Origin of the sequence: Microcoleus sp. S13C4 (genome assembly GCF_036700865.1) — a bacterium.
Classification (GTDB): Bacteria; Cyanobacteriota; Cyanobacteriia; order Cyanobacteriales; family Microcoleaceae; genus Microcoleus.
This window is the reverse complement of sequence record NZ_JAUBPS010000011.1, coordinates 13,090-34,223: the sequence shown is the minus strand read 5'-3', so window position 1 is coordinate 34,223 and position 21,134 is coordinate 13,090. Positions and strand designations below refer to the sequence as shown.

The following is a 21,134-nucleotide window of genomic DNA, read 5'->3' as shown; positions in this document are numbered from 1 at the left end:
CTAATCAGGAAGGGTATTAAATAGGGATTTGCTGACGGTGAGAATTTGAACTTCGTCTCCTATGTGTACTATTTTTTCGGCTGATTGAGGTGGCACTCTGGTGTTAACTATCAGCCGACTAAAGTAATTTAAATGCCTTTTTTTTACCAAGTTAGGCATGATTTCGTTATGCTTGGCTGCTAGTATCTTTTTAAAATTTGGATAAGCTTCTATCAGTGCATAATTTGGTGTAGATAGGAGACAGGCATGACCCGGATTAATACCTTCAAATATTACAGTCCCTATTTTAAACCTCACAACTTCATCAGCTTGGGGAAAAAGTTCATCTTCCCAAAAAGCCGGGACATCTCCTATTTCAATATTAGCTCGCAAGTGATGGCGCATCTCGCTAACGCAAACTCTGGGAAACCAAGATGCAACTTCGGCAATTGTTGCGGTACTGATAATGCTTGGCCCTGGTGCAGTGGTATCCTCGGGAAAACCAGTCAGCAAGTTTTCAATTAACTTGACGGGGAAACCGAAGTAGTTGCTCAACCAACATTCTACTCCTGGGCGTTCTCTATCTACATGAAAAAAAAATTCTTGTTCGGTGTCTTGAATTTTCAGACCGGCAATTCTCTTTTTGATGTCAAAGGATAAGCGTAGAAAACGGACTCCGCTGTTGTGCTTAGTGTTAACCAATTCTCCTGCTGCATCGCAAATTGCAAAAGAGCGATCGCCTTCTAGAGCTCCGCTGGCTAGAATAGTTGCTTGACTGACAGCTATGCCGTCAAGGGACTTGAGCGGATAGATATGAATGCTGGCGACGTAAGACATTTCGAGCCATTGATAAATAATTGTCGTTTTAGATACATTGTAGCATCCCCTGCGGGTAGAAGGATGACTGCTGTTGACTTTACGAAATAAAATATGAATGAAATAAAAAGAGGCAACTTTTTTGAAGTTTACATTTGACCAGAGTATCTTGTAAGTAAAAATCAAAGAAGTCTGACTGAGCTTGTGGTAGATATTATGCTATAAAATAGAACAAATTGAACCGAGTTATAAGCAATGACTGAAAGCGGAAAAAAAGGCATGATTTCGCGACGCAATTTAATGTTGAGGGCTGGTGCAGGGATGCTGGCGGCAAGCTTTGCACCTGCGCTTTTACAAGCCCAAGCCGCAAATGCACAGGAAATCTCTGACATTACTCCCGACGGTGCTCTTCAGAAATTGATGGAGGGAAATCAACGATACATTCAGCAAAAGCGGACATTTCCCGACCAAGCCCGATCGCGAATTGTAGAGGTAGCACAGGGTCAACATCCGTTTGCAACCATCCTGGCTTGTTCTGATTCGCGGGTTGCTCCAGAAATTATTTTCGACCAAGGATTAGGGAATTTATTTGATATCCGAGTAGCTGGAAATTTTCTCGACGATGTGGTTCTCGGGAATATAGAATATGCCGCCTTAGAATTAGGCGTGCCGCTATTAGTAATTCTGGGTCACGAACGCTGCGGTGCTGTTAAAGCAGCTTTAGATGCCAAAGCTGTGCCGGGTCACATTAGCACTTTGGTGGCGGCGATTCAACCCGCAGTTGATTCGACCAAAGGTCAAACAGGCAATGCGTGGGATAACGCAGTCAGAGCTAATGTGAAAATGAATGTAAATAAGTTACAATCCTCGTCGCCTATTTTAGCTGAAGCAGTCACAGCGGGCAAACTTAAAGTTGTTGGCGGTCGCTACGATTTGGATAGTGGCAAAGTAGAGATAATTGCTTGATTTTGCTGGTTGCATCTCATATCTTGGAATATTTTTAATGAACAGGCTTTCCGGCCTGTTCCACAATCCGAGAGTTGGATTGTGGGGTGGGCATCCTGCCCGCCCATAAAAGCCATAATCTCAGTTACATCAAACCCATTTCTTGCAGTCCCCGGCGCAGGCGTTCTGCCTCAAATGGGCGGCGCTGTTCGTGAAGGGCGATCGCTCTTTTAAATTCTGCTAAACTTTCTGGCATTTTGCCAATTTTGAGCAAGGCTACTGCCAAGTTTTGATGAGCTTCGGCGTGTTCGGGATCGATTTTTATCGCTTGTCGGTAATAGGCGATCGCATCTGCTAAATTTCCGGCGGCCTTCAGCGTCAGCCCTAAATTGTAGTGACCTGCTGCAAAATAGGGGTCAATTTTTAAAGCTGCTTTGTAAGCTTTTTCAGCAGATTTCAAATCTCCTTCATCTTTAAGCAAATTGCCCAAATTATTGTAAGCACCCAACTTGAGGGGCGGGAACACATTTGTATTAATTGCAGCTTGATAGTGTTCTTTTGCTTTGGCAAACTGCTGCTGCTGGCGATAAGCAATTCCCAAATGATAGTTTAATTCGTAAAGAATAGAATCATCAATTGCAGCAGCAGTCAAGCCTTTGGTTAATAAATTAATTCCCCGCGCCAGTTGCCCGGTTTCTACATACAAAGCGCCTAATTTGCTACAAGCATAAGCATCGTCTGGATAATAAGCGATATAGCGTTCCATCGCAGCTTGAGCTTTTTGGAATTTACCTTTTGCTGCGATCGCATCTTTTTGATAACCAGAGTGCAAAATCCCTACATCGGGGAGAGAAGCTATTTTCCATTTTGGTTCCCTGTGCAAAATCTCAGCCACGCTGTCGTCTACCATGGCGTGGTAAGGGCGGGAAAAGCGGATATCGAGGCGATTGCGAAACAAGCGCGACACTAGGGAATAGGGAGATTGAGAGGCACCGATTTCTTGGCGGATGAGATTGATTAGCAGCAGCCGATCGCTCCCAATTGCCTGCTTAATTTGAGGTACAATCTCCGGTACCAAAACCTCATCGGCATCCAAGACCAAAATCCAGTCGCCCTGGGCGTGCTTCAGACACTCATTGCGCGCCGCTGCGAAGTCGTCGCACCATTCAAAGTCATAAACCCTCGCCCCGGATTCTCGGGCAATTTCACGGGTGCGATCGCCCGATCCCGTATCCACCACGACTATTTCGTCAACAACACCCTTAACGCTGTCCAAAGTCCGCGACAGTGTTGCCTCTTCATTCTTCACAATCATGCACAGAGTCAGATCCATCGGGCGCAAACTTTCCTCATTTCACAGAAATATTGTAATTTTTTTAGCCACCCAAACACAAAAAGTCCCAGAAAAGATTTTCCTATTTCCCTTTTGCTTTGAGCATAAGTACCTTTCTTCGCTCGAAAAAGTGGGTTAACTCTTTTGAGATATTAAAAAGCCTCAAACTGGGACGATTGATGAGAAATCCTACCACTTTCGGTTCCTCCCTACGGTAGAGGTAAAGGCTCGATAGCACTTGTTATTCTAAAAACATAAGACAAGGGACGAGAAAAGTTTAAGTATTCAGGAGAAAGAGAAATGGGAATTATTGCTTGGATCGTTTTAGGACTGATTGCCGGTGCGATCGCCAAAGCCATTTATCCGGGAAGTCAAGGTGGCGGTTTTCTGGCCACAACAGGCTTAGGAATTTTGGGCGCGTTAGTGGGAGGTTATCTAGGTCAAGTCTTACTGGGGACGAGCGGGGGAGCATCCTTCGGAGCATTAACTCTACCCAGCATAGCTTTTGCCGTTATAGGTGCGATCGTTCTACTTTTCATCTGGGGATTGTTAACTCAGCGTGCTGCATAACAAATCTTGCCAATTCCCAGTCGATAGACTTTTAGGGTATTCATAAACCCGGTTTCTTTAAGAAACCGGGTTTTTCAGTTGTTTGTAGGTGCGTCAGCCTACTTTTACCAAATCCGGGTTAAAAACCCCTATCAGACTCGGCGGTTGAAACCGCTCAATAGTAAAACTTTCGTCTGAACAGAGGGGACTGAAGAATAAAGGGGTAAAAATCCCGGATTGGGTATCACTTAATTAATCAATCCGCAAATTGAAAGGCAAGCGAACATAAATCCCCTGGGGGTCGTTCATCGACTTGATTACAGCCAATTCATCTTGCATTTTCTTAAATTCGGCCGTTAGCGGGTCGAGTTTGGTGGCTGGTTTCAAAACGTGAACGCCTGAAATTTTTTCCAAAATTCGCTCCTCCAAACTGCGGCGTTTGGGATATTCTTCCAACTTCCAATCGTCGCCGAGTTTAGCTTGCTTCGCCGCCTCTCTCACAGCATCTTCAAGCCCGCCAATTTCATCGACTAAACCCAACTGTTTCGCAGCCGTACCAGACCAAACCCTGCCTTGAGCAATTTCTTGTACCTTGTTTTTCGACAGTTTGCGGGAGTCGGCGACTTTAGTAATAAATCGATCGTAAATGTGATCGACTACCCTCTGAATATTCGCCAATTCTTGAGGATTTTTCGGACGGGAAACCGTGTTAGTATCCGCAAAGCGGGCGGTTTTCACAACGTCCCAAGTCAGGCCGTTGTTAGCAGCCAACTTTTCGCCGTTGAACAGCATTCCAAAAACGCCGATAGAACCGGTAATCGTATTGGGTTCGGCAAAAATGCGGCTGGAACCCATCGAAATCCAATAGCCGCCGGAAGCTGCTAAATTGCCCATCGAAACGATAACTGGTTTCTTTTTTCCCGTCAGCATAACTTCGCGTCCAATGACTTCGGCCGCCGTCGCGCTGCCTCCGGGACTGTTGACGCGCAAAACCACTGCTTTTACGTCGTCATCTTCTCTAATTTTCCGCATTTCTTTAGCAATGCGATCGCCTCCTACTTGAGTCGGGCCGCCTTCGCCGTCTACAATCTCTCCTTCAGCGTAAAGTATAGCAACTTGGTTTTTCTTGTTAGCGCGAGTTGAGCTTTTATTCTCAGCAATTTTTGCGTAGTTTTTCAAACTAATTTGCTTGAAAGATTTGTTTTCGCCATCGATTCCTGTGAGTTTTTTAAGTTCGGTCGATATTTCGTCAAAGTATACAACTTTATCAACTAACTTGCTTTTGAGAGCTTCGTCAGCCATCAAATTTCCGCCATTATCTGCAAGCGCTTGCAGTTGCGGAACAGTCACTTTGCGACTCGGGGCGACAGTTTTCAGGTATTCTCCCCACATATCTCCGAGCAACTTTTGAGTTTGCTGGCGATTTTCGGGACTCATTTTTTTGAGCAAAAACGGCTCAACGGCTGACTTGTATTTGCCAACGCGAGTCACTTGCACTCCCACGCCGTATTTTTCCAAAGCACCAGTGAAAAACATTGCCTGACTGCTAAAACCGTTGATTTCCAAAGCGCCGTAAGGATTGACTGCAATTGTATTAGCAACGGAACCGAGGTAATAATCTCGCTCATTCCAGTCCATCTGGTAAGCAAAAATGGGTTTTTTGGCATCTCGGAAACGCTGCAAGGCCGATCGAACTTCTTTGAGATTGGCAAACCCGCTGCTGCTCGAATCCGAGCTGCCTTCGAGATAAATGCCAACAATTTTCGGGTCTTTTTTAGCATATTCGATCGTGTCTAAAACAGTCCGCAGCGTCACAGCATCGCCGGAATCTTCCGAAAGCACTTCTTCAATCGCCGCGCTAGTGCTACGGATCGGTTTGCTGTCAGTGATATTTAAAGAAAGGTCTAATACCAATACAGACTTATCTTTAACTTGCGGACCTGAATCTTTAGACGACGATGCCGCCAGAGAAATTAGAAGTACCAGTCCCCCCAATCCGATGCTGCCCAGCAGCAGCAGTCCGAGGAAGGTTCCCAGTAAACTTGCACAGGTATATTTTAGGAAATCTTTCATTAGATAATTGGTAATTAGTTATTAGTCAATAGTCAATAGTCATTAGTCATTAGTTAGAACACATCTGGTGAGAGTGGAATGATACCCAGGTGAGCGTCCCGCTGGCATTGCACTCGGAAAAATATTATTCCGATGCCAGCGGAAACGATATTATTGGTCATTCCAGCAAGTAGGATCTAGCAATTACCCGCTGTCGTTAGTTATTAGCTAATGACTAATGACTGTTGACTAATGACTTTTGACTGCTGACTCACTTTTATCTTAACCTTTCCAAAACCCCAGAATGTTTTAGCTCCTCCAAGTTACCGCAGCCCGTACAGAACATCACGGTGGCGATTTCTGCAATTAAAGCCTCAGCTAGGAGGGCTGCGGCTGATTCCGATTCCGCTGCAGCTTGCAGAAACGGCCGCGCCAGTCCCGCAATATCCGCGCCAAGGGCGATCGCCTTCGCTGCATCCAATCCATTCTGCAAGCCTCCCGAGGCAATCAGGGGAAGATCCGGGGCTGCGGCGCGGGTGCTGACAATGCACTCGGCTGTTGGTATTCCCCAGTCGGCAAAGGTTGCGCCCAACCTGCGCTGCTTGCCATCTTTAGCTCGCTCTCCTTCTATTTTCGCCCAAGAAGTGCCTCCTGCTCCGGCAATGTCGATCGCACCTACCCCGGCGGCGAGCAATTTCTTTGCCATCTTTCCTGAAATACCGTTGCCGACTTCTTTAGCAATAACTGGTACTGGTAATTTGTCGCACAATTTGGCAATTTTATCTAGCAGTCCTTTAAAGTTAGTATCGCCTTCGGTTTGAACGCACTCTTGCAGCGGATTGAGATGCAAAATTAGTGCGTCTGCTTCTAAAATATCAACAATTTTTTGACACTCTTCCAAACCGTAATTGTAGTTTAATTGAACTGCTCCGATATTGGCAAACAGTAGAATATCGGGAGCGCGACGACGGACGGCAAATGTAGGAGCTAGTTGAGGATTTTCTACGACGATTCGTTGGGAACCGACTCCCATTGCTAGTTTGTATTCTTGAGCGACATCGGCGAGGCGATAATTGATTGTCTGGGCTAATTGTGTGCCGCCGGTCATCGAGGAAATTAGCAGGGGAACGGCTAGTTTTTTGCCGAGAAATGTGGAGGTTAAATCGATTTCGGTGCGATCGAGTTCTGGCAAACAGCAGTGTTCAAAACGGTAGCGTTCGAGGCCGCTGGTAGTTTCGCGAAATTGTACGTCTTCTTCGAGGCAAATCCGCAGGTGGTCTGCTTTGCGAGTTTCGGTTTGCGAGGGGGAGGTTAGCGGCAAGTTCACAGTTGCTATTGGGGGAAAGAGTTTTGATTTGGGAATATAGAAATTTTATTTCATTTTTGAGATTTTTTTTAATTAACCGTAGAGAGCGCAGAGGGCGCAGAGAAGAGAGATGTTTGCCAATCTTCTTGCAAGGGTTGCTATATTATCCAGGAACACTCACCGGCATTCCGTTATCTGAAGGTTTCAAGTTCAGTAAAAAAGGAGCTGCTTTTTGCACCCATGCTTTGGCAGACGAGTAATTGACCGCATCTTCGCCGAAACAAATGTCCAGCATATCTGTGTGAATTATCCCCGGATTTAAAGGAACTGCTGCCATACCTGCGGGCAATTCTTGAGCGAGCGATCGCGTAAGTCCTTCTATTGCCCACTTAGAAGCGCAATAGGGCGCGACTTCCGGGGAAGTTGACCTTCCCCAAAGAGAACTAAAGTTGACAATTATGCCCCTTTTTCGAGCAATCATTGCCGGGACAAAGTGGCGAATTACATTAGCTGTACCTTTAATATTAACATCAATTAGCTGGGAAAATTCTTCGTTACTAACCTTCCACAGAGGCGCGAGATTGTTGGCTAAAGCTGCGTTATTAATCAGCAAATTTGGCGGCGAGTAATTTGCCAGCATTTCTGTTGCCCAAGCTTTTACTTGCTCGTCGTTGGCGACATCCAAACAAGTAAAATGGTGGGGCGCACTATATTTTTGGTTGAGTTTTTCCACCGCTTCGGAAGAACGGGCGCATCCCACAACTGTATGTCCCAACTCAATAAACTTTTCGGTCATGGCCAGACCAAGACCGCGACTAACTCCAGTAATTACAATTAATTTGGTCATAGATTTGCTTAATTTAGACATTAAGTAATACAATACATCTTGACGGGTCAATTGACAAATCGATCGCAGGGAGAAAGCATGAAAGTAAAAGCAGCAGTTGCTCGCAGTGCCGGCCAACCTTTGAGCATTGAAACGGTTGATCTAGATGGGCCGAGGGCTGGAGAGGTGTTGGTGGAAATTAAAGCCACGGGTGTTTGTCACACTGACGCTTACACTCTTTCGGGCGCCGATCCTGAAGGTTTATTTCCTGCTATCTTAGGCCACGAGGGAGCCGGGATTGTCGCAGAAGTTGGGCCGGGAGTAACAAGTGTCAAAGTGGGCGATCGGGTAATTCCTCTCTACACTCCCGAATGTCGCAATTGCGAATATTGTTTGAGTGGCAAAACGAATCTCTGTCAAGCAATTCGCATCACTCAAGGCCAGGGAGTGATGCCTGACGGCACGAGTAGGTTTTCCCTAGACGGGCAGAAACTTTATCATTACATGGGAACTTCTACCTTCGCTAATTATACAGTATTGCCAGAAATTGCGGTAGCAAAAATTCGCGAAGATGCTCCTTTTGATAAAGTTTGTTTGATCGGTTGCGGCGTAACAACTGGCATCGGCGCTGTCATTAATACGGCGAAAGTAGAACCTGGTTCTAATGTGGTAGTTTTCGGTTTAGGCGGCGTGGGTTTGAATGTAATTCAAGCGGCTCGCCTGGTGGGAGCTAACATGATTGTCGGCGTAGACATGAATCCCGACAAGCGAGAGATGGCGGAAAAATTTGGCATGACTCACTTTGTCAATCCCCGCGAAGTGGAAGGCGATTTAGTGCCTTATTTAGTAGATTTAACCAAAGGCGGAGCTGATTACAGTTTTGAATGTATCGGCAACATTAATGTAATGCGCCAAGCTTTGGAATGCTGCCACAAAGGTTGGGGCGTGAGCGTAATTGTCGGGGTAGCGGGAGCAGGTCAAGAAATTAGCACCCGCCCGTTTCAGCTAGTAACTGGTAGGGTTTGGAAAGGGACGGCTTTTGGGGGCGCAAAAGGCAGAACAGATGTTCCTAAGATAGTTGATTGGTACATGGACGGGAAAATTGATATTGATAGTTTGGTATCTCGGGTAATGCCGATCGAGCAAATTAACGAAGCTTTTGATTTGATGCACAAAGGCAAAGTAATTCGCACAGTTTTGACATTTTGAGTTTTTGAAGGTGAAGGAAGAGGGAAGAGGGAAGAAGGAAGATAGGACTTACGGAAAAAGTGGTTTTACGCGCTACCTATAGCCGTAAGGTACACGGCTGCACCCTACATAACTTCTCTCTTCTCTCTGCCTCTGCGTCCTCTGTGCCCTCTGCGGTTAATAAAAAAATCTCATTCACAAAAGAAATAGAAGTAATATGATATCAGAATCCCTAAAACTGCAAAAAGAATATAAAAGTTTCGGTGGCAAACTCGGCTTTTATAGCCATCAATCGTCTGCTTGCAAGAGCGAGATGAAATTCGCTGTTTACCACCCCCCGCAAGCTTTATCTCAACCCGTACCAGTTTTATATTTTCTATCAGGTTTAACCTGCACAGAAGAGAACTTTATGGCAAAAGCGGGGGCGCAACAATTTGCGGCAAAATACGGGTTAATGCTGGTTGCGCCCGACACTAGCCCGCGCAATACTGGTATTCTTGGGGAAGATGACGATTGGGATTTAGGAAGTGGTGCGGGTTTTTATGTTGATGCCACAGCCACACCTTGGAATTCTCACTATCGAATGTACAGTTATGTGGTTGATGAATTGCCAAATTTAATCGCCGAAAATTTTCCAGCGATACCGGAAAAACAGGGAATTTTCGGTCATTCGATGGGCGGACACGGGGCTTTAATTTGCGCTTTAAAAAATGGATCTCGCTATCTTTCAGTTTCAGCTTTTGCGCCTATTTCCGCGCCAATGCGCTGCCCTTGGGGACAAAAAGCTTTTGCAAACTACCTCGGCAGCGACAAAGAGATTTGGAAGGCTTGGGATGCTAGTGAATTGGTTGTTGCAGCGCAATACAACCGTCCGATTCTGATTGACTGCGGCACTGCTGATTCGTTTCTTACTGATGGGCAGTTGTTGCCGGAAGTGTTCGCGGAGGCTTGTGCAAAAGCGGGACAGCCGCTAACTTTAAGGATGCAGGAAGGTTACGATCATAGCTATTATTTTATAGCTAGTTTTATGGAGGATCACATTCGCCATCACGCGGCTGTTTTGTGCGGCTAGTTCCTAGCAGGAAGCAGGCAAGATGCCTGTTAGGCTCTGCCTGGGAACCCATATCCAGAGGCTCTGCCTCGCATGGCTGCCATAAAATGTGGAGGCAGAGCCTGGTAACGAGTGAACTCGCTTCTACGAACACAGGTATTTTCGGTTAATTAAGATTAATCGGAAATACCCATTCTTTATAATTACTGTCGCGATTTTCGATAATCTCCGTCAGTTTGTCCAAAATCTTTTCGGTGATGGGTCGGTTTTTGGGCAAGTGATAGTTTTCTACTCGCTTAATTGGGGTAATTTTGGCGGCGGTTCCGCAGAGAAAAATCTCGTCTGCAATCAACAATTCTGATTTGTCAACTGGTCTTTCTATGACTTCTATTCCTAAGTCTCGGGCGATTGTAATTACGCTGTCTCTGGTAATTCCTTCGAGAATATCTTGCTCGAAACCAGGAGTAACTAATTTACCGTTTCTGGCGACAAATATGTTCATCCCTGAAGCTTCGCTGACTTTTCCTTGAGAATTCATCATAATTGCTTCGTCGAAGCCGGATTCTACTGCTTCTGTTTTGGCTAATGCTGAGGTGATGTAAGCACCGCTAATTTTACCTCTTAAAGGCAAGCTGCGGTCTTCTTGACGGTACCAAGAGCTAATTCTACAGTTGACTCCTTCTTTTGGCAAATAGTCTGAGAGTTCTAATCCGTAGACAAAGAAGTCTGTTTCTACGTTGTGCAGTCGGGGGGCAATTCCTAAACTGGATGTGTAGATAAAAGGGCGGATATAAAATGATTTGGTTGGTTGGTTTTTCTTGACAAAATCAATTATTATCTGTTGAATTTTGTCGGCTGGCAAATCGCAGTGGAGGAAGCTGGCACTTTGACTTAATCTTTGACAGTGGCGGTCTAATCTAAATAGCAATATTCGATCGGCATTTTGAGGGTCTGGAATTCCCCGCAACCCGCCTAAAACTCCGGTTCCGTAGTGCAGTGCGTGGGTGGCAATGGAAATTTTGGCGTCGGTAAAGGGGAGAAATTGGTTTTGAAAGTAGGCAATTGGTAGAAAACTATCCATGATTCAAGCTGGCGATGAGTTTTGCAGTCCGCGAGGAAGGCTTAATTTGGTTATATTACCATAAGTTCTACGATTTGAGATTTTAAATTTTAGATTGTAGATTGAGAATGACTGATTATCTAAGGGCTTGAAGCTTGCCTATAGTTAGATTCTTTTGGGAAATGAGTATTATTCTTTTGTTGTTATATCGATATATAAAATAATATCAATAGCGGTCTGTTTGGTTGATAATTGTTTTGGGAAAGAGTGCGATCAACTACAAACAAAAATCAACCGAGGGGCAACTATGGCACGTAAATGTTTCATCATTGAAATGGGGATGGGTATAGACCAGCACGGGCAGGAACCGACTGTAGCCTGTGCAAGGGCTGTACGCAATGCGATCGCCCACAATGCTTTGCTGGGTGTCTGGGAAGTGGCAGGTTTGAGCGACCCCAATCAGATGATTGTTGAGGTAAAGGTGGCTGTTCCTTACCCGGAACAAGTGCGCGCCGAGGAGGTGTTGGCGGTGCTCCCTTTCGGCAGCAAAACTCTGATTGTGGAGCAAGGAGGCATGATTGTGCCAGGAAGGGCGATCACCTCTCTGAATGATAAAAATGATGAAATGCTAATCGCTGTGGCGGCTGTGACTGTTTTTGTGGAAACTCAGGACTAATTAATTTTGTGTTGTTTGAATAAATCGCCCGATCGCACTTGCTTGTTTCCGCGATCGGGCGATCGAACGCTTGTCTGTTAAAAAATGATTAATTTAGGCTAAGTTGTAGGGAGTGTCAGAGACATCGCATGAAATACCGTAGAAAATCTGAGGATCTGAGGCACGCTACAATAGGTCTGTTCTACGCTAAGACTTATTTGCGCCTACCTACTTAATTTTGAACTTTTAAGTGATAATTTTTAATTTCTCAGGCGACCGGGTATGTAAGCAAGCCAACAAAACCCTACAATTAATAACAGCCACGTCGCTGTAATATTGCTGCCCAACAAGCTGCGGAGAAAATCTTCCATTGTTCTCAAAAATTATAGGGTTTAAAAGAATTTATTGCTCTTCCCTCTCGGATCAGCAAAGGTAGAGTGCGATCGGCTTTTATGCAATCGCACTCTACCTCCTCTACCTCCTATTGGGGCTTGCTGGTATCTGCCAACATTTGGTTAACCATTTGCAAGTGCGCCTGAAGGTTCGGCAAAGTCTTGGTAGCCCAAGCCTTCAACTCGGGATCTTGTCCCTGTTGAGATTGAGCCTGAAACAAAGCAATAGCCTGATTGTGGCTCTCGATCATAGCCTGCTTGTAAGCGGTGTCAAAACTTGTACCGGAGAGTCGCGAAAGTCGATCGCTCAAAGCTTTGTTCTGGCTGCTGATTTCGGCTGGCAGTTCTACCTCCTTTTGCATTGCTAACTGCATCAATTCTTGATTTGCCCGAGTGTGTTCATCAACCATTTCTTGCCCGTACTGTTTCACACCAGCACTAGAACCGCGCTGCACTGCCAATCGACCGAGCTGCACTTCCAGCATACTAAGTTGACCTGCTTGCATGACAAAGGTTCTGTCTCTGCTGCTGAGAGAATTAGGCGAAGTTTCGCCACCTGTTGGAGTGCTGGGAGAACGGCCGGGATTGTTGTTGCTGGGGGTAGTTGGAGTGTTGGGAGAACCCCCGGGATTGTCGTTGTTCTGCATATCGGTAGCAGGAGAACGAGGAGAAGTACGATCCTGGGAAGCGTTATCAGCAAGATCAAAAACCCGATCGCCCGACTGGTTTAAGCCGTGAGTCTGGCGGTTTAATTCTGCGAATCCCGGGACAGCTATCAAGGAACTAACGCCGGCAATTCCGGCAACTGTTACCAATTTTGTGAACAAATTTTTGCGATTGAATGAAGTCATGAATTTCTAAGCCTCTAAGTTTTCAAACGTCCGCGCCAGCCAAGCTATGCCGTAGGGAATAGCCCGAAACTAACGATGGGACGGTGTACCGTTTTTCCGAAACAAGTTGAGCAAACCAAAGGCGCCCAGGACACCCAGCCACCCCAAATTGTTGTGGCGATCGCGCTGAGCACTCAAAACTCCAGAATTAGTATCAGCCGAGGTCGATGTGGTACCGCTTGTACCCGTTGTACCCGTTGTACCCGTTGTATCTGTGCCACTCGTACCCGTTGTACCCGTTGTATCCGTACCGCTTGTACCGCTTGTACCGCTTGTACCAGTCGTACCGCTTGTACCGATGCCAGTCGTACCGCTGCCGCTTGTACCAGTCGTACCGCTGCCGCTTGTACCGCTTGTACCAGTCGTACCGCTGCCGCTTGTACCAGTCGTACCGCTTGTACCAGTCGTACCGCTGCCGCTTGTACCCGTACCGCTTGTACCCGTTGTACCGCTTGTACCGCTTGTACCCGTTGTGCCACTCAAACCGGTTGTACTGCTTGTACCCGTACCGCTTGTACCCGTGCCACTCGTACCGCTTGTACCGCTTGTACCCGTGTCACTCGTACCGCTTGTACCCGTACCGCTTGTACCCGTGTCACTCGTACCGCTTGTACCCGTACCAGTCGTACCGCTTGCACCGCTTGTACCCGTGCCACTCGTACCGCTTGTGCCAGTACCGCTTGTACCCGTGCCACTCGTACCGCTTGTGCCAGTACCGCTTGTACCCGTGCCACTCGTACCGCTTGTGCCACTGCCGGCGCTACTGCCAGCACCCCCACCAGCACCGCCTCCAGCACCGCCGGCTCCCGACTGGGCAGAAGCAGGCACTGCTAAGGAAACTGTTGCTAAACCTAAAGTACAAGCGCTTGCTAAAACAATTTTCAACAACTTAGAAGATTTCATGGTAATGCTTGCTTTTGCGTAGAGTCCTGCGATCGCTTGTGATGCCAAAACCGCAGGGTCAAGTTGACAGCGTAACGTACGACTTTTGTAACCTTTGCTGCAGGATAAGGATGGTAAGGGAGCAAATTTAGTCCCGTTCCCGCGATTCTTTTCCCCTGATCAATTACACCGCAGCGTTAATAGTTTATAAGCTATTACGTATCGTTCAAGTTAGCCATTCATCTTTAGGAATATTTGGGAAAACGGCGTTTTATTTCAGGTGGTGGATGATATTTGATTGGGCGGCCGACTAGCTAAATCAAAACTTGCACACGGGATAGAAACCGGGTTGAGCTGAAAAATTTTGGGTTGAGTAACGAGACATATACGAACCCCCGGGTTTCTCAGACAAGGCGCTGATCTTCCTATAAATTTTCCCCTGATGCAGGTGCTTTGAGGCAGAAATTCTTGATTTTGTCACCGTCAATTTTGGGTTAGTCCTATACCAGAGGAGTTAGTTTTAAATTTTTTTGAGCGCTATTTTTCCTTAAGTTGCTGCTGGCAATTTTGCCCCTCGTAGGATACCGATCAAACTTTCTCAGGAAACTAAATTATCTCAAAAAGCCCGATCGACCGCCGGTCGTCCCATAGGGTCTGCAATCCCGCAACAGCAAGGCTTTTGACGCTCGCTTTGACTTGCGTTAAACACGAAGGCGAACTGAGGGCTATCCGAGTCGTGCCCCCGCGACATGAAATTAACCAACGGCGGCGCAGTCGTCAGAATTGCTTGTGGGTGCGATCGGGCAAACTCTGATATAGTAAAGCCAGAGGTATGCCAGAGAGCGCTTGTTCTCTAACACATTTTCCAAGGGGAGATCAACTATGCTGCATCGAGTTCTTGCCAAAAGTCGCTATCTAATGTTAATCGCTGTATTCGGTTCTTTTGCAACGTCTGTGACGCTTTTGATCTACGGTGCCCTGGAAACCTTCATTACCATCGGCCACACAGCTACAGTACCGGTTTCTAGCGAAAACTCCAAACAACTGATTCTGTCTAGCATCGAAGTTGTAGATTTGTTTCTCCTCGCCACAGTATTTTACATTACTGCCCTCGGGCTTTACGAGCTGTTTATAGACGAGCGCATCAAAGTACCACACTGGCTGGAAATTCACACCATCGATGACCTAAAAACCAAACTCACCAGCGTCATTGTAGTAGTGTTAAGTGTATTGTTTCTCTCTGAGGTAGTTCGGTGGAACGGCGGGACGAACATCCTTCCCTTGGGAGCGGGTATCGCTTTAGTAATCGCTGCGCTGACATATTTTCTAAGTTCGCAGCTCAAAAAGCCGAAGTCAGATTAATGGCTGTTTGAGGAGGGAAATTAACCAAATCCGGCTGAACCAGCAACGGCAATCAAGTTGCATTATATTTCATAAGTAATTTAACATTACATCTGTCTGGGGACTGATAAAAATGCAATCTGAAACTTGCTTTTAGAGAGAGGAAAGTAGTGGCTTCTAGTATATAAGATTAACTTTATGTTTAATAATTAGAGGTCATTATGCCCGAACAACAATTTGATACCTTACCTTCAGAAGCACAAGAACTCCCCCAAGGGGCGAAACAAATTTTTCAGGCGGCTTTTAAGAGCGCTAGTGAAGATGGAATGAGCGCCGATGGTGCTACTAGCGTCGCTTGGAACAGCGTAAAATCTGAATACGTTAAAGGCGATGGGGGCACGTGGCATCACAAGGGCGACGATACTAACCAAACCCGCAAATCTGTACAGTCTGGTGGCAATTAGTTATCAGCCATCAGTAATATCGTGTCCGCTAACATAACCCCTATCCGTTGTGTAGTGAGGGCTTCATTCCTCAAATTTTGATGAGAACGAAGAATCCTCACTACCAACCAATTGCAGTGACGTTATTCTAGCGGGCATGAGATCATCAGTCCTTAGCAATGTACTCATCATTTGTGGTTAATGCTTTACGTTGATAGCTGTTGGAATGGCGGTGGTACACAAGTTAATGCAGCTTGTTAATCGGCTGGCGCATATCCCATTGCAATTCGGCTAAAACTAGCAAGCTAAATACCATTACGGTTCCCGTAAATAGGAAAGACCAACGGCCCGTGAAAGGCAAAATCAAAATTCCCAACAGGTGAAATAAACTTGCTGCTAAAAGCGCGCGCGAGCGCACTGCAAATCCAGTCCCCAAATACCCTAGGCCGCTCATTCCCAACCACAGGGGACAGAGATTCGCCAACACTTTTCCCCACTTGAGAAAAATTGCTAGATCCGTCAGCAGCAATCCTAATAACATTAGTAGTACCCAACCGTAAAGCACCCAAGTCAGGCGTTCTATTTTGACCCAAGAGTATGTCATGCTTACCATTGCTGCTGTACCTACGACGCTAAGCGCTGACCACAAACCTGCTTGCAGTATCCAACTCACAGAAAAAAATTGTGCTGTGCCGAAGATGGGTATCAACAGCAAGCTCCACAGCAAGCAAGTTCGATCTAGACAAGTATAAAATTGTGAATAAAACCGATCTTTGCCAAGGGGAAACTGAACCTGCCAAAGCCCTTCTAAATCCTGAACCTCGATCTTAAGCTGTTTCCGGCGCAGAGGCGGAACTGAATAATTAAAAAAGGTCATATCTGACACTATTAAAATTTACAATTATTTGCTTAGGTACTATCTCACCAGCTATCGCTATAATTGCAATCTGTCAATCGGATTAATCTAGTTAAGTTGATAATCTGTCGGCAGTAAGAGTTATTTGAACTCACCAGATTAAACAGGAAGAGAGAGATTGGACAACTTGATAAGATAGCTCTTGCGACAGATGGCTGGAATATTACTTATTCGATACTTTGAAAATAGTCAACTTTGTTACAGAATTTATGCTCACTTCATCCCATCCTCTGAAACAGGTATTCCACTGCCCGGAAGAATCGGATTTTTACGCGCACTGCTTGGAAAGTTTAGTGTTAAATGCTAGTGACAATTCTCGACTTATAGTAGAGTTTGGTTCAGGAGAGGGAAGTCCAGTTATTAAGTCTTTGCTGAGAAGTGATTTTGAGGGGACAATACAGGGATTTGAGCTAAATAATGTAGCTTGGAAAATTGCTCAGTCTCAAATTAAGGAATATCAACTGAGCGAAAAATACACGGTCAACAATTGCTCTTTTTTTGATTCGCCTTTATACGAGTCGGCGGATTGTGTCATCTCAAATCCGCCTTACTTGCCGGCGGTGGATGATAAAATTTACCAGCCTCTGTTGCACGGCGGGAGTGATGGTTGTACAATTGCTAAGAAACTTTTATCTTTGGGCAGCGATGAAGTTTTGCTGATGGTTTCTAGCTATTCTAATCCTGTGGGTTTGATCGATTATGCCTTGGATCGAGGCTACTCGGTGGCGAATTTTGAAATTGCACCTTTAAATTTTGGCTATTATAGTTCGGAACCGAAGGTGAAAAGTGCGATCGCCAGTCTGCGAGAACAGGGAATGGCTTTTTATTCGGAAAATATCTATCTGCTGGCTGGAGTTTTGTTTAAGAAGCACCAAAAGTCGCAAAGAGATTTGTCGATCGAGCTAATTCAGTTAATGACAGCATTTTAAAATACAAGCCTGGTAGGGTGCATCTGAGATGTTGCACCATTCTCAGCAACAGGCAAGATGCCTATTCCACAAGAAATACACTTTTTGTGGAACAGGCATCTTGCCTGTTGCTAAAAGGCTTATTGAGAACGGTGCAATATCTAGGGTGCATCAGTGTTTGAGGCACCCTAGATAGCCGTTAATTCCGTTCTGCGGCTTGGATCGATCGCACCACAGCAGCCGCAGCCCGATCGCCGATCGACTTCTCCTGATCGTATCCCAACACCAGTTCCCACGCCTCCTGCGGGTATCTATCAACCAGCGGGATCGCCACTTCATCCAACATCCAGCGGCCGTGACGCTCATCTTCTTTGATGTGCAGTTCCCAATAACCCATCGCAGCCTGCGAGAGGCCCAGACGCTGGGCGGCGGCTAGATAATTGCGGTAAGCCACGGGCCCCGCCACCTCAAAATATGTGAGTCCGCCGTTGTAGCGCAGAAAATGGCGCTTGCGTTCCGTCAGCAGGAAGTTGTGATTAATGCTTGCGAGCACTTCCCAAGGCACTAAATCGAAGTACGCTTCTGGTTCTGTACTCATCCCGAATTCAGCCAGCATTTGAGCAAAAAAGGTCGAATGCTTGCGGGGAAGGCGACCGCCGCCGTATTCTTCGATCAGCACTCGGGTAAGGGTGCACTGAATTTCGTTGCCGGCACCGCCGAGGATGCGAGAAAGGCGGCTGGCTTCGACTAAACCGTCGAAAGAGGCGATCGCCAGTAGGTGTTTGTATCCCTCTTCAGTCATCTGTTCCCGCTGGTAGCGATCGAGCTCAGTTAACGGAGGATCGACATCGGCGGCCGCGCGATCGCGCAGGGCTTGCTTGACATCCGACAATTTTTGCAACGCTGCAACGTCGATTTGCGCCAGTTCCCACTGCTGCCAAGGTTCCTCAATGCGATCGCGCACGGAACGCAAATAGTGCGATCGTTCGTTATTGTAACGGCGCAAATCGTCGTACCAAAACAAGTTGAGGCGGTTGACGCGGTAAAGCACGCGCTGCAAGAAGCGGTGAGCGGCCTCATCGCCCGGTTCCTGTTGGTAAGCTGCTTGAATTGCATAGGCGATCGCGCTTTCAAAATCGCTGACAAGTAACGGTTTTGCCGCCACCGTCTTGTCTAAATCCTCGACTTCTAGCAAATTGACAAATTGCCGATCGGCTGCTTCGTAATTTGGGGGTGTGGGTTGCTTTTTGGGAAGACTCGGCGAGTCTATTTTGGGGAGTAAATCTGCCGTGTTTTGCATGGAATCAACTTAATTATGACTTTGATTATTGTGCTGCCTGCCCAAACAGCCAACCGTTGCAGATTGCTGAGGATTCTGGCTAATTACTTTCAAGATAGCCAATCAGTCAGCCGCATACACCCTTCCATTGATAGAGATTTGACCGCTACCGTCTCATACCCTTTTCAACTTGTGAGTCAAGGTAACAACGTTTATGGAAATTGGTATTAACTTATATCAGGCTTCCTTCTCAATCACCTGTTTATAAACGGGCATCTTGCCCGTTCCACAAAAACTAAATTTTCTTGTGCAAGAGGGATCTTGCTCGTTCTTCAAAAACTCAACCTTCTTGTGGAACGGGCATCTTGCCCGTTCTTGAAAAACTCAATCTTCTTCTGGAACGGACATCTTACCCGTTCTTGAGACTGGTACAACCTATGACTACTATCAATTTAGGCGATCGCGAAAATACTCCTCATACAAGTTGCATCTCGCAGTGCAATAATTGCTCTCCTGCTTCACCAAACCCATACTGTTTAATTTAAACGCCAATTCTAGCCTTAATCGGATTGGCTTTGACACACTCGAAACCTCTCTCATCGCCTCGATTAATTCGGGATATTTTTCTAAATTCCACAAATGCCTCCGCAAATGGTCGCTGTAAATTCCTGCCTCCGTCGTGGCCGATTTCAGCAAGTGATTTAAAGTCACATCTTGACGGGCAATGCGATACATAGCCAGCCGCACCAAATATGGATGACCTCCCACTAAACCCATCAATTCTACAACTTCACCATCACTCCAATTCAATCCGTGCCGTGTAGCCAAATCTTGCACTTGCTGCGAATTAAACTCTGGCAATTCAATCGGCAATCCCACATTAAACGGTGATTTATTCACGTCCAGCGGGATATAAACTTCCGTCGAATGCACCACTACCAAGCGAAACTTTTTCCAAATATCTCGCCGTTTTGCTTCTTCGTGTAAAGCTCGCAATAATCCAAAAAAATCATCAGCAATTTCCGGCGATTCAAACAGGCGATCGCTCTCATCCAAACCTAACGTCAGAGGTTTTGAGGATTCTGAAAGTAAATACTGTTCAAAATAAGCTTTGCAGCACTGATTACTACCAATCAAATCCGCTAACTCCCAGCACTTAGGCAATTGCTCTAGCATTCCTAACTCTTGACCGATGCTAGCACAAAACCACTGCAAAAATGTATCTGAGTTAGCGAATATTTTCCTATTTGCTAGCTGAAAACTCAGCGCTACCGTGCGAGAACCTTGCACTTCTGCATGATGCAAAATCCTCGCCATCAAGGAAGTTTTGCCCATTTGTCTGGGCGCTTTAATGCGGATCAGCGCTCCCGGTTGGGCGATCGTCTCGTAACAGCGGGATTCGATGGGAGGGCGATCGATATAAAAACAAGAAGTGAGTTCAACTTGTCCTCCTGGCAATTCTGGCGCGGCTGCTGGCAGGGGTTGAATTATTGACTGTTTTGTGCTAGGAATTGCGTGCCATTCTACAGCTAATTCATGGTCGCGAGTTAACGATGTCCGACCTTCTTTGATAATGGTTAAAATTTCTGATAATAACTTTGATGAGTGACCAGCACCGCGCCACAGCCAGGGCTGAATTCCTGCTAAATAGCTGCGTAAATCAAAGGAAAGCGGCGTATTTAATTCAATAAAAATTGGTAAAATGGCTGGTTTAGGAGAAGTTAAATTGTGCAATTCCTTGGCTAGCTGCACTTGTTCCAATACCATTTCGCTAGCGGCAGATTCTTGAGAAATCAGCAACATCAAATAATCGCAACGCTTTAAATATGAGGCTGAGTCGCTGCTGTTGTTAATAAAAAAGACTTCGTGGCCTCCCGCACTCAAAGCTTGGTATAACTGCTGGGAAAGGGTGTTGTCTGAGATCGATCCTCTTCGAGGGCTTCGCCAACGGGCGTTGGCGTTAGCGAAGCGATCCGAAGGAAAGCCCTCGAAGACGATCGCCACTTTTGCCCTCACCAGCACTATCTCCTCTGGCTCTGAATTCGCTTCAAAATCAGCTATATCGCGCCATTCCTGCCCCAATCCGCGACAAATTTCGATGAAATTGGCATAATCCACAGGTTTGCCATTCAGAAAATGGCTGACAGTAGATTGCGCCATCCCTAAATCCTCAGCCAGAATTTTCTGACTGGGAAAGCCATTTCTCAGGAGACAGGATTTAACTGCACGAATGCACTCTTCGCGCACCCTTAGCGATCGTGGCATTGCTTATAACAATCAAGACACTGAAACCATCATAAATGCCAAGCGTCCCTAAAGTCGA

19 protein-coding genes are annotated in these 21,134 nt (G+C 46.1%); 8 read left to right on the top strand and 11 right to left on the bottom strand.

The features are described 5' to 3' along the window. Positions 1-816 (bottom strand): MOSC N-terminal beta barrel domain-containing protein, encoded by an 816-nt coding sequence (locus QT996_RS07065; protein ID WP_333045476.1) that lies wholly within the window; start codon positions 814-816, stop codon positions 1-3. A gap of 234 nt (positions 817-1,050) precedes the next feature. Here QT996_RS07065 and QT996_RS07060 point away from each other — a divergent pair, with 234 nt between their 5' ends. After that, the gene (locus QT996_RS07060; RefSeq protein ID WP_333045475.1) at positions 1,051-1,761 is read left to right on the top strand and encodes a carbonic anhydrase; all 711 of its coding nucleotides are present in this window, start codon (positions 1,051-1,053) and stop codon (positions 1,759-1,761) included. A 124-nt stretch (positions 1,762-1,885) separates the two neighbouring features. Here the strand turns inward: QT996_RS07060 and QT996_RS07055 are convergent, their stop codons facing one another. Continuing rightward, positions 1,886-3,073, bottom strand: a complete 1,188-nt coding sequence (locus QT996_RS07055; RefSeq protein ID WP_333045474.1) for a tetratricopeptide repeat protein — start codon at positions 3,071-3,073, stop codon at positions 1,886-1,888. Positions 3,074-3,373: 300 nt separating this feature from the next. On the opposite strand from QT996_RS07055, the gene QT996_RS07050 reads away from it, so the two are divergent. Next, positions 3,374-3,643, top strand: a complete 270-nt coding sequence (locus tag QT996_RS07050) for a GlsB/YeaQ/YmgE family stress response membrane protein (protein WP_333045473.1) — start codon at positions 3,374-3,376, stop codon at positions 3,641-3,643. A gap of 231 nt (positions 3,644-3,874) precedes the next feature. On the opposite strand, the gene sppA is transcribed toward QT996_RS07050, so the two are convergent. The 3 genes from sppA to QT996_RS07035 all read right to left on the bottom strand — a co-directional run bounded on the left by sppA (position 3,875) and on the right by QT996_RS07035 (position 7,827). Then, positions 3,875-5,695 (bottom strand): signal peptide peptidase SppA, encoded by a 1,821-nt coding sequence (gene sppA / locus QT996_RS07045; protein ID WP_333045472.1) that lies wholly within the window; start codon positions 5,693-5,695, stop codon positions 3,875-3,877. Between the two features lie 256 nt (positions 5,696-5,951). Next, positions 5,952-7,001: a type 2 isopentenyl-diphosphate Delta-isomerase gene (gene fni, locus QT996_RS07040; protein ID WP_333045470.1), complete on the bottom strand. Its 1,050-nt coding sequence runs from the start codon at positions 6,999-7,001 to the stop codon at positions 5,952-5,954. 142 nt (positions 7,002-7,143) lie between these two features. Beyond that, positions 7,144-7,827: an SDR family NAD(P)-dependent oxidoreductase gene (locus QT996_RS07035; RefSeq protein ID WP_333045469.1), complete on the bottom strand. Its 684-nt coding sequence runs from the start codon at positions 7,825-7,827 to the stop codon at positions 7,144-7,146. A gap of 78 nt (positions 7,828-7,905) precedes the next feature. Between QT996_RS07035 and QT996_RS07030 the strand changes: the two genes are divergently transcribed. Beyond that, positions 7,906-9,015, top strand: coding sequence for an S-(hydroxymethyl)glutathione dehydrogenase/class III alcohol dehydrogenase (locus QT996_RS07030; RefSeq protein WP_333045468.1), 1,110 nt, complete (start codon positions 7,906-7,908; stop codon positions 9,013-9,015). Between the two features lie 196 nt (positions 9,016-9,211). Then, positions 9,212-10,066, top strand: a complete 855-nt coding sequence (gene fghA / locus QT996_RS07025) for an S-formylglutathione hydrolase (protein WP_333045467.1) — start codon at positions 9,212-9,214, stop codon at positions 10,064-10,066. A gap of 145 nt (positions 10,067-10,211) precedes the next feature. On the opposite strand, the gene QT996_RS07020 is transcribed toward fghA, so the two are convergent. Next, positions 10,212-11,126: a branched-chain amino acid transaminase gene (locus QT996_RS07020; RefSeq protein WP_333045466.1), complete on the bottom strand. Its 915-nt coding sequence runs from the start codon at positions 11,124-11,126 to the stop codon at positions 10,212-10,214. Positions 11,127-11,412: 286 nt separating this feature from the next. On the opposite strand from QT996_RS07020, the gene QT996_RS07015 reads away from it, so the two are divergent. Then, a complete protein-coding gene (locus tag QT996_RS07015) occupies positions 11,413-11,781 on the top strand; it encodes a Lin0512 family protein (RefSeq protein WP_333045465.1) in 369 nt (122 codons plus the stop codon). Positions 11,782-12,241: 460 nt separating this feature from the next. Here QT996_RS07015 and QT996_RS07010 read toward each other — a convergent pair whose 3' ends face one another. Both QT996_RS07010 and QT996_RS07005 read right to left on the bottom strand, forming a co-directional pair. Next, positions 12,242-13,003, bottom strand: coding sequence for a DUF4142 domain-containing protein (locus tag QT996_RS07010; RefSeq protein ID WP_333045464.1), 762 nt, complete (start codon positions 13,001-13,003; stop codon positions 12,242-12,244). Positions 13,004-13,072: 69 nt separating this feature from the next. Further along, positions 13,073-13,945: a hypothetical protein gene (locus tag QT996_RS07005; protein ID WP_333045463.1), complete on the bottom strand. Its 873-nt coding sequence runs from the start codon at positions 13,943-13,945 to the stop codon at positions 13,073-13,075. A gap of 861 nt (positions 13,946-14,806) precedes the next feature. On the opposite strand from QT996_RS07005, the gene QT996_RS07000 reads away from it, so the two are divergent. Both QT996_RS07000 and QT996_RS06995 read left to right on the top strand, forming a co-directional pair. Beyond that, a complete protein-coding gene (locus tag QT996_RS07000; protein WP_333045461.1) occupies positions 14,807-15,286 on the top strand; it encodes a YqhA family protein in 480 nt (159 codons plus the stop codon). 200 nt (positions 15,287-15,486) lie between these two features. Beyond that, the gene (locus tag QT996_RS06995) at positions 15,487-15,729 is read left to right on the top strand and encodes a ChaB family protein (RefSeq protein WP_333045460.1); all 243 of its coding nucleotides are present in this window, start codon (positions 15,487-15,489) and stop codon (positions 15,727-15,729) included. Between the two features lie 223 nt (positions 15,730-15,952). Here QT996_RS06995 and QT996_RS06990 read toward each other — a convergent pair whose 3' ends face one another. Beyond that, complete coding sequence (locus QT996_RS06990) at positions 15,953-16,585, bottom strand: hypothetical protein (RefSeq protein WP_333045459.1); 633 nt, start codon at positions 16,583-16,585, stop codon at positions 15,953-15,955. Between the two features lie 248 nt (positions 16,586-16,833). Between QT996_RS06990 and QT996_RS06985 the strand changes: the two genes are divergently transcribed. Then, entirely contained in the window at positions 16,834-17,553 is a 720-nt protein-coding gene (locus QT996_RS06985; protein ID WP_333045458.1) for an SAM-dependent methyltransferase, read from the top strand. Between the two features lie 178 nt (positions 17,554-17,731). Here QT996_RS06985 and QT996_RS06980 read toward each other — a convergent pair whose 3' ends face one another. Next, positions 17,732-18,832: an iron-containing redox enzyme family protein gene (locus tag QT996_RS06980; protein WP_333045457.1), complete on the bottom strand. Its 1,101-nt coding sequence runs from the start codon at positions 18,830-18,832 to the stop codon at positions 17,732-17,734. 426 nt (positions 18,833-19,258) lie between these two features. Beyond that, the gene (locus QT996_RS06975) at positions 19,259-21,076 is read right to left on the bottom strand and encodes an AAA-like domain-containing protein (RefSeq protein ID WP_333045456.1); all 1,818 of its coding nucleotides are present in this window, start codon (positions 21,074-21,076) and stop codon (positions 19,259-19,261) included. Positions 21,077-21,134 lie beyond the last annotated feature (58 nt).

Bases quoted from the DNA above. Each gene is read 5' to 3' on its own strand.
- QT996_RS07065 (WP_333045476.1), bottom strand. From the start codon at position 816: ATGTCTTACGTCGCCAGCATTCATATCTATCCGCTCAAGTCCCTTGAC.
- QT996_RS07060 (WP_333045475.1), top strand. From the start codon at position 1,051: ATGACTGAAAGCGGAAAAAAAGGCATGATTTCGCGACGCAATTTAATG.
- QT996_RS07055 (WP_333045474.1), bottom strand. From the start codon at position 3,073: ATGGATCTGACTCTGTGCATGATTGTGAAGAATGAAGAGGCAACACTG.
- QT996_RS07050 (WP_333045473.1), top strand. From the start codon at position 3,374: ATGGGAATTATTGCTTGGATCGTTTTAGGACTGATTGCCGGTGCGATC.
- sppA (WP_333045472.1), bottom strand. From the start codon at position 5,695: ATGAAAGATTTCCTAAAATATACCTGTGCAAGTTTACTGGGAACCTTC.
- QT996_RS07035 (WP_333045469.1), bottom strand. From the start codon at position 7,827: ATGACCAAATTAATTGTAATTACTGGAGTTAGTCGCGGTCTTGGTCTG.
- QT996_RS07030 (WP_333045468.1), top strand. From the start codon at position 7,906: ATGAAAGTAAAAGCAGCAGTTGCTCGCAGTGCCGGCCAACCTTTGAGC.
- fghA (WP_333045467.1), top strand. From the start codon at position 9,212: ATGATATCAGAATCCCTAAAACTGCAAAAAGAATATAAAAGTTTCGGT.
- QT996_RS07020 (WP_333045466.1), bottom strand. From the start codon at position 11,126: ATGGATAGTTTTCTACCAATTGCCTACTTTCAAAACCAATTTCTCCCC.
- QT996_RS07015 (WP_333045465.1), top strand. From the start codon at position 11,413: ATGGCACGTAAATGTTTCATCATTGAAATGGGGATGGGTATAGACCAG.
- QT996_RS07010 (WP_333045464.1), bottom strand. From the start codon at position 13,003: ATGACTTCATTCAATCGCAAAAATTTGTTCACAAAATTGGTAACAGTT.
- QT996_RS07005 (WP_333045463.1), bottom strand. From the start codon at position 13,945: ATGAAATCTTCTAAGTTGTTGAAAATTGTTTTAGCAAGCGCTTGTACT.
- QT996_RS07000 (WP_333045461.1), top strand. From the start codon at position 14,807: ATGCTGCATCGAGTTCTTGCCAAAAGTCGCTATCTAATGTTAATCGCT.
- QT996_RS06995 (WP_333045460.1), top strand. From the start codon at position 15,487: ATGCCCGAACAACAATTTGATACCTTACCTTCAGAAGCACAAGAACTC.
- QT996_RS06990 (WP_333045459.1), bottom strand. From the start codon at position 16,585: ATGACCTTTTTTAATTATTCAGTTCCGCCTCTGCGCCGGAAACAGCTT.
- QT996_RS06985 (WP_333045458.1), top strand. From the start codon at position 16,834: ATGCTCACTTCATCCCATCCTCTGAAACAGGTATTCCACTGCCCGGAA.
- QT996_RS06980 (WP_333045457.1), bottom strand. From the start codon at position 18,832: ATGCAAAACACGGCAGATTTACTCCCCAAAATAGACTCGCCGAGTCTT.
- QT996_RS06975 (WP_333045456.1), bottom strand. From the start codon at position 21,076: ATGCCACGATCGCTAAGGGTGCGCGAAGAGTGCATTCGTGCAGTTAAA.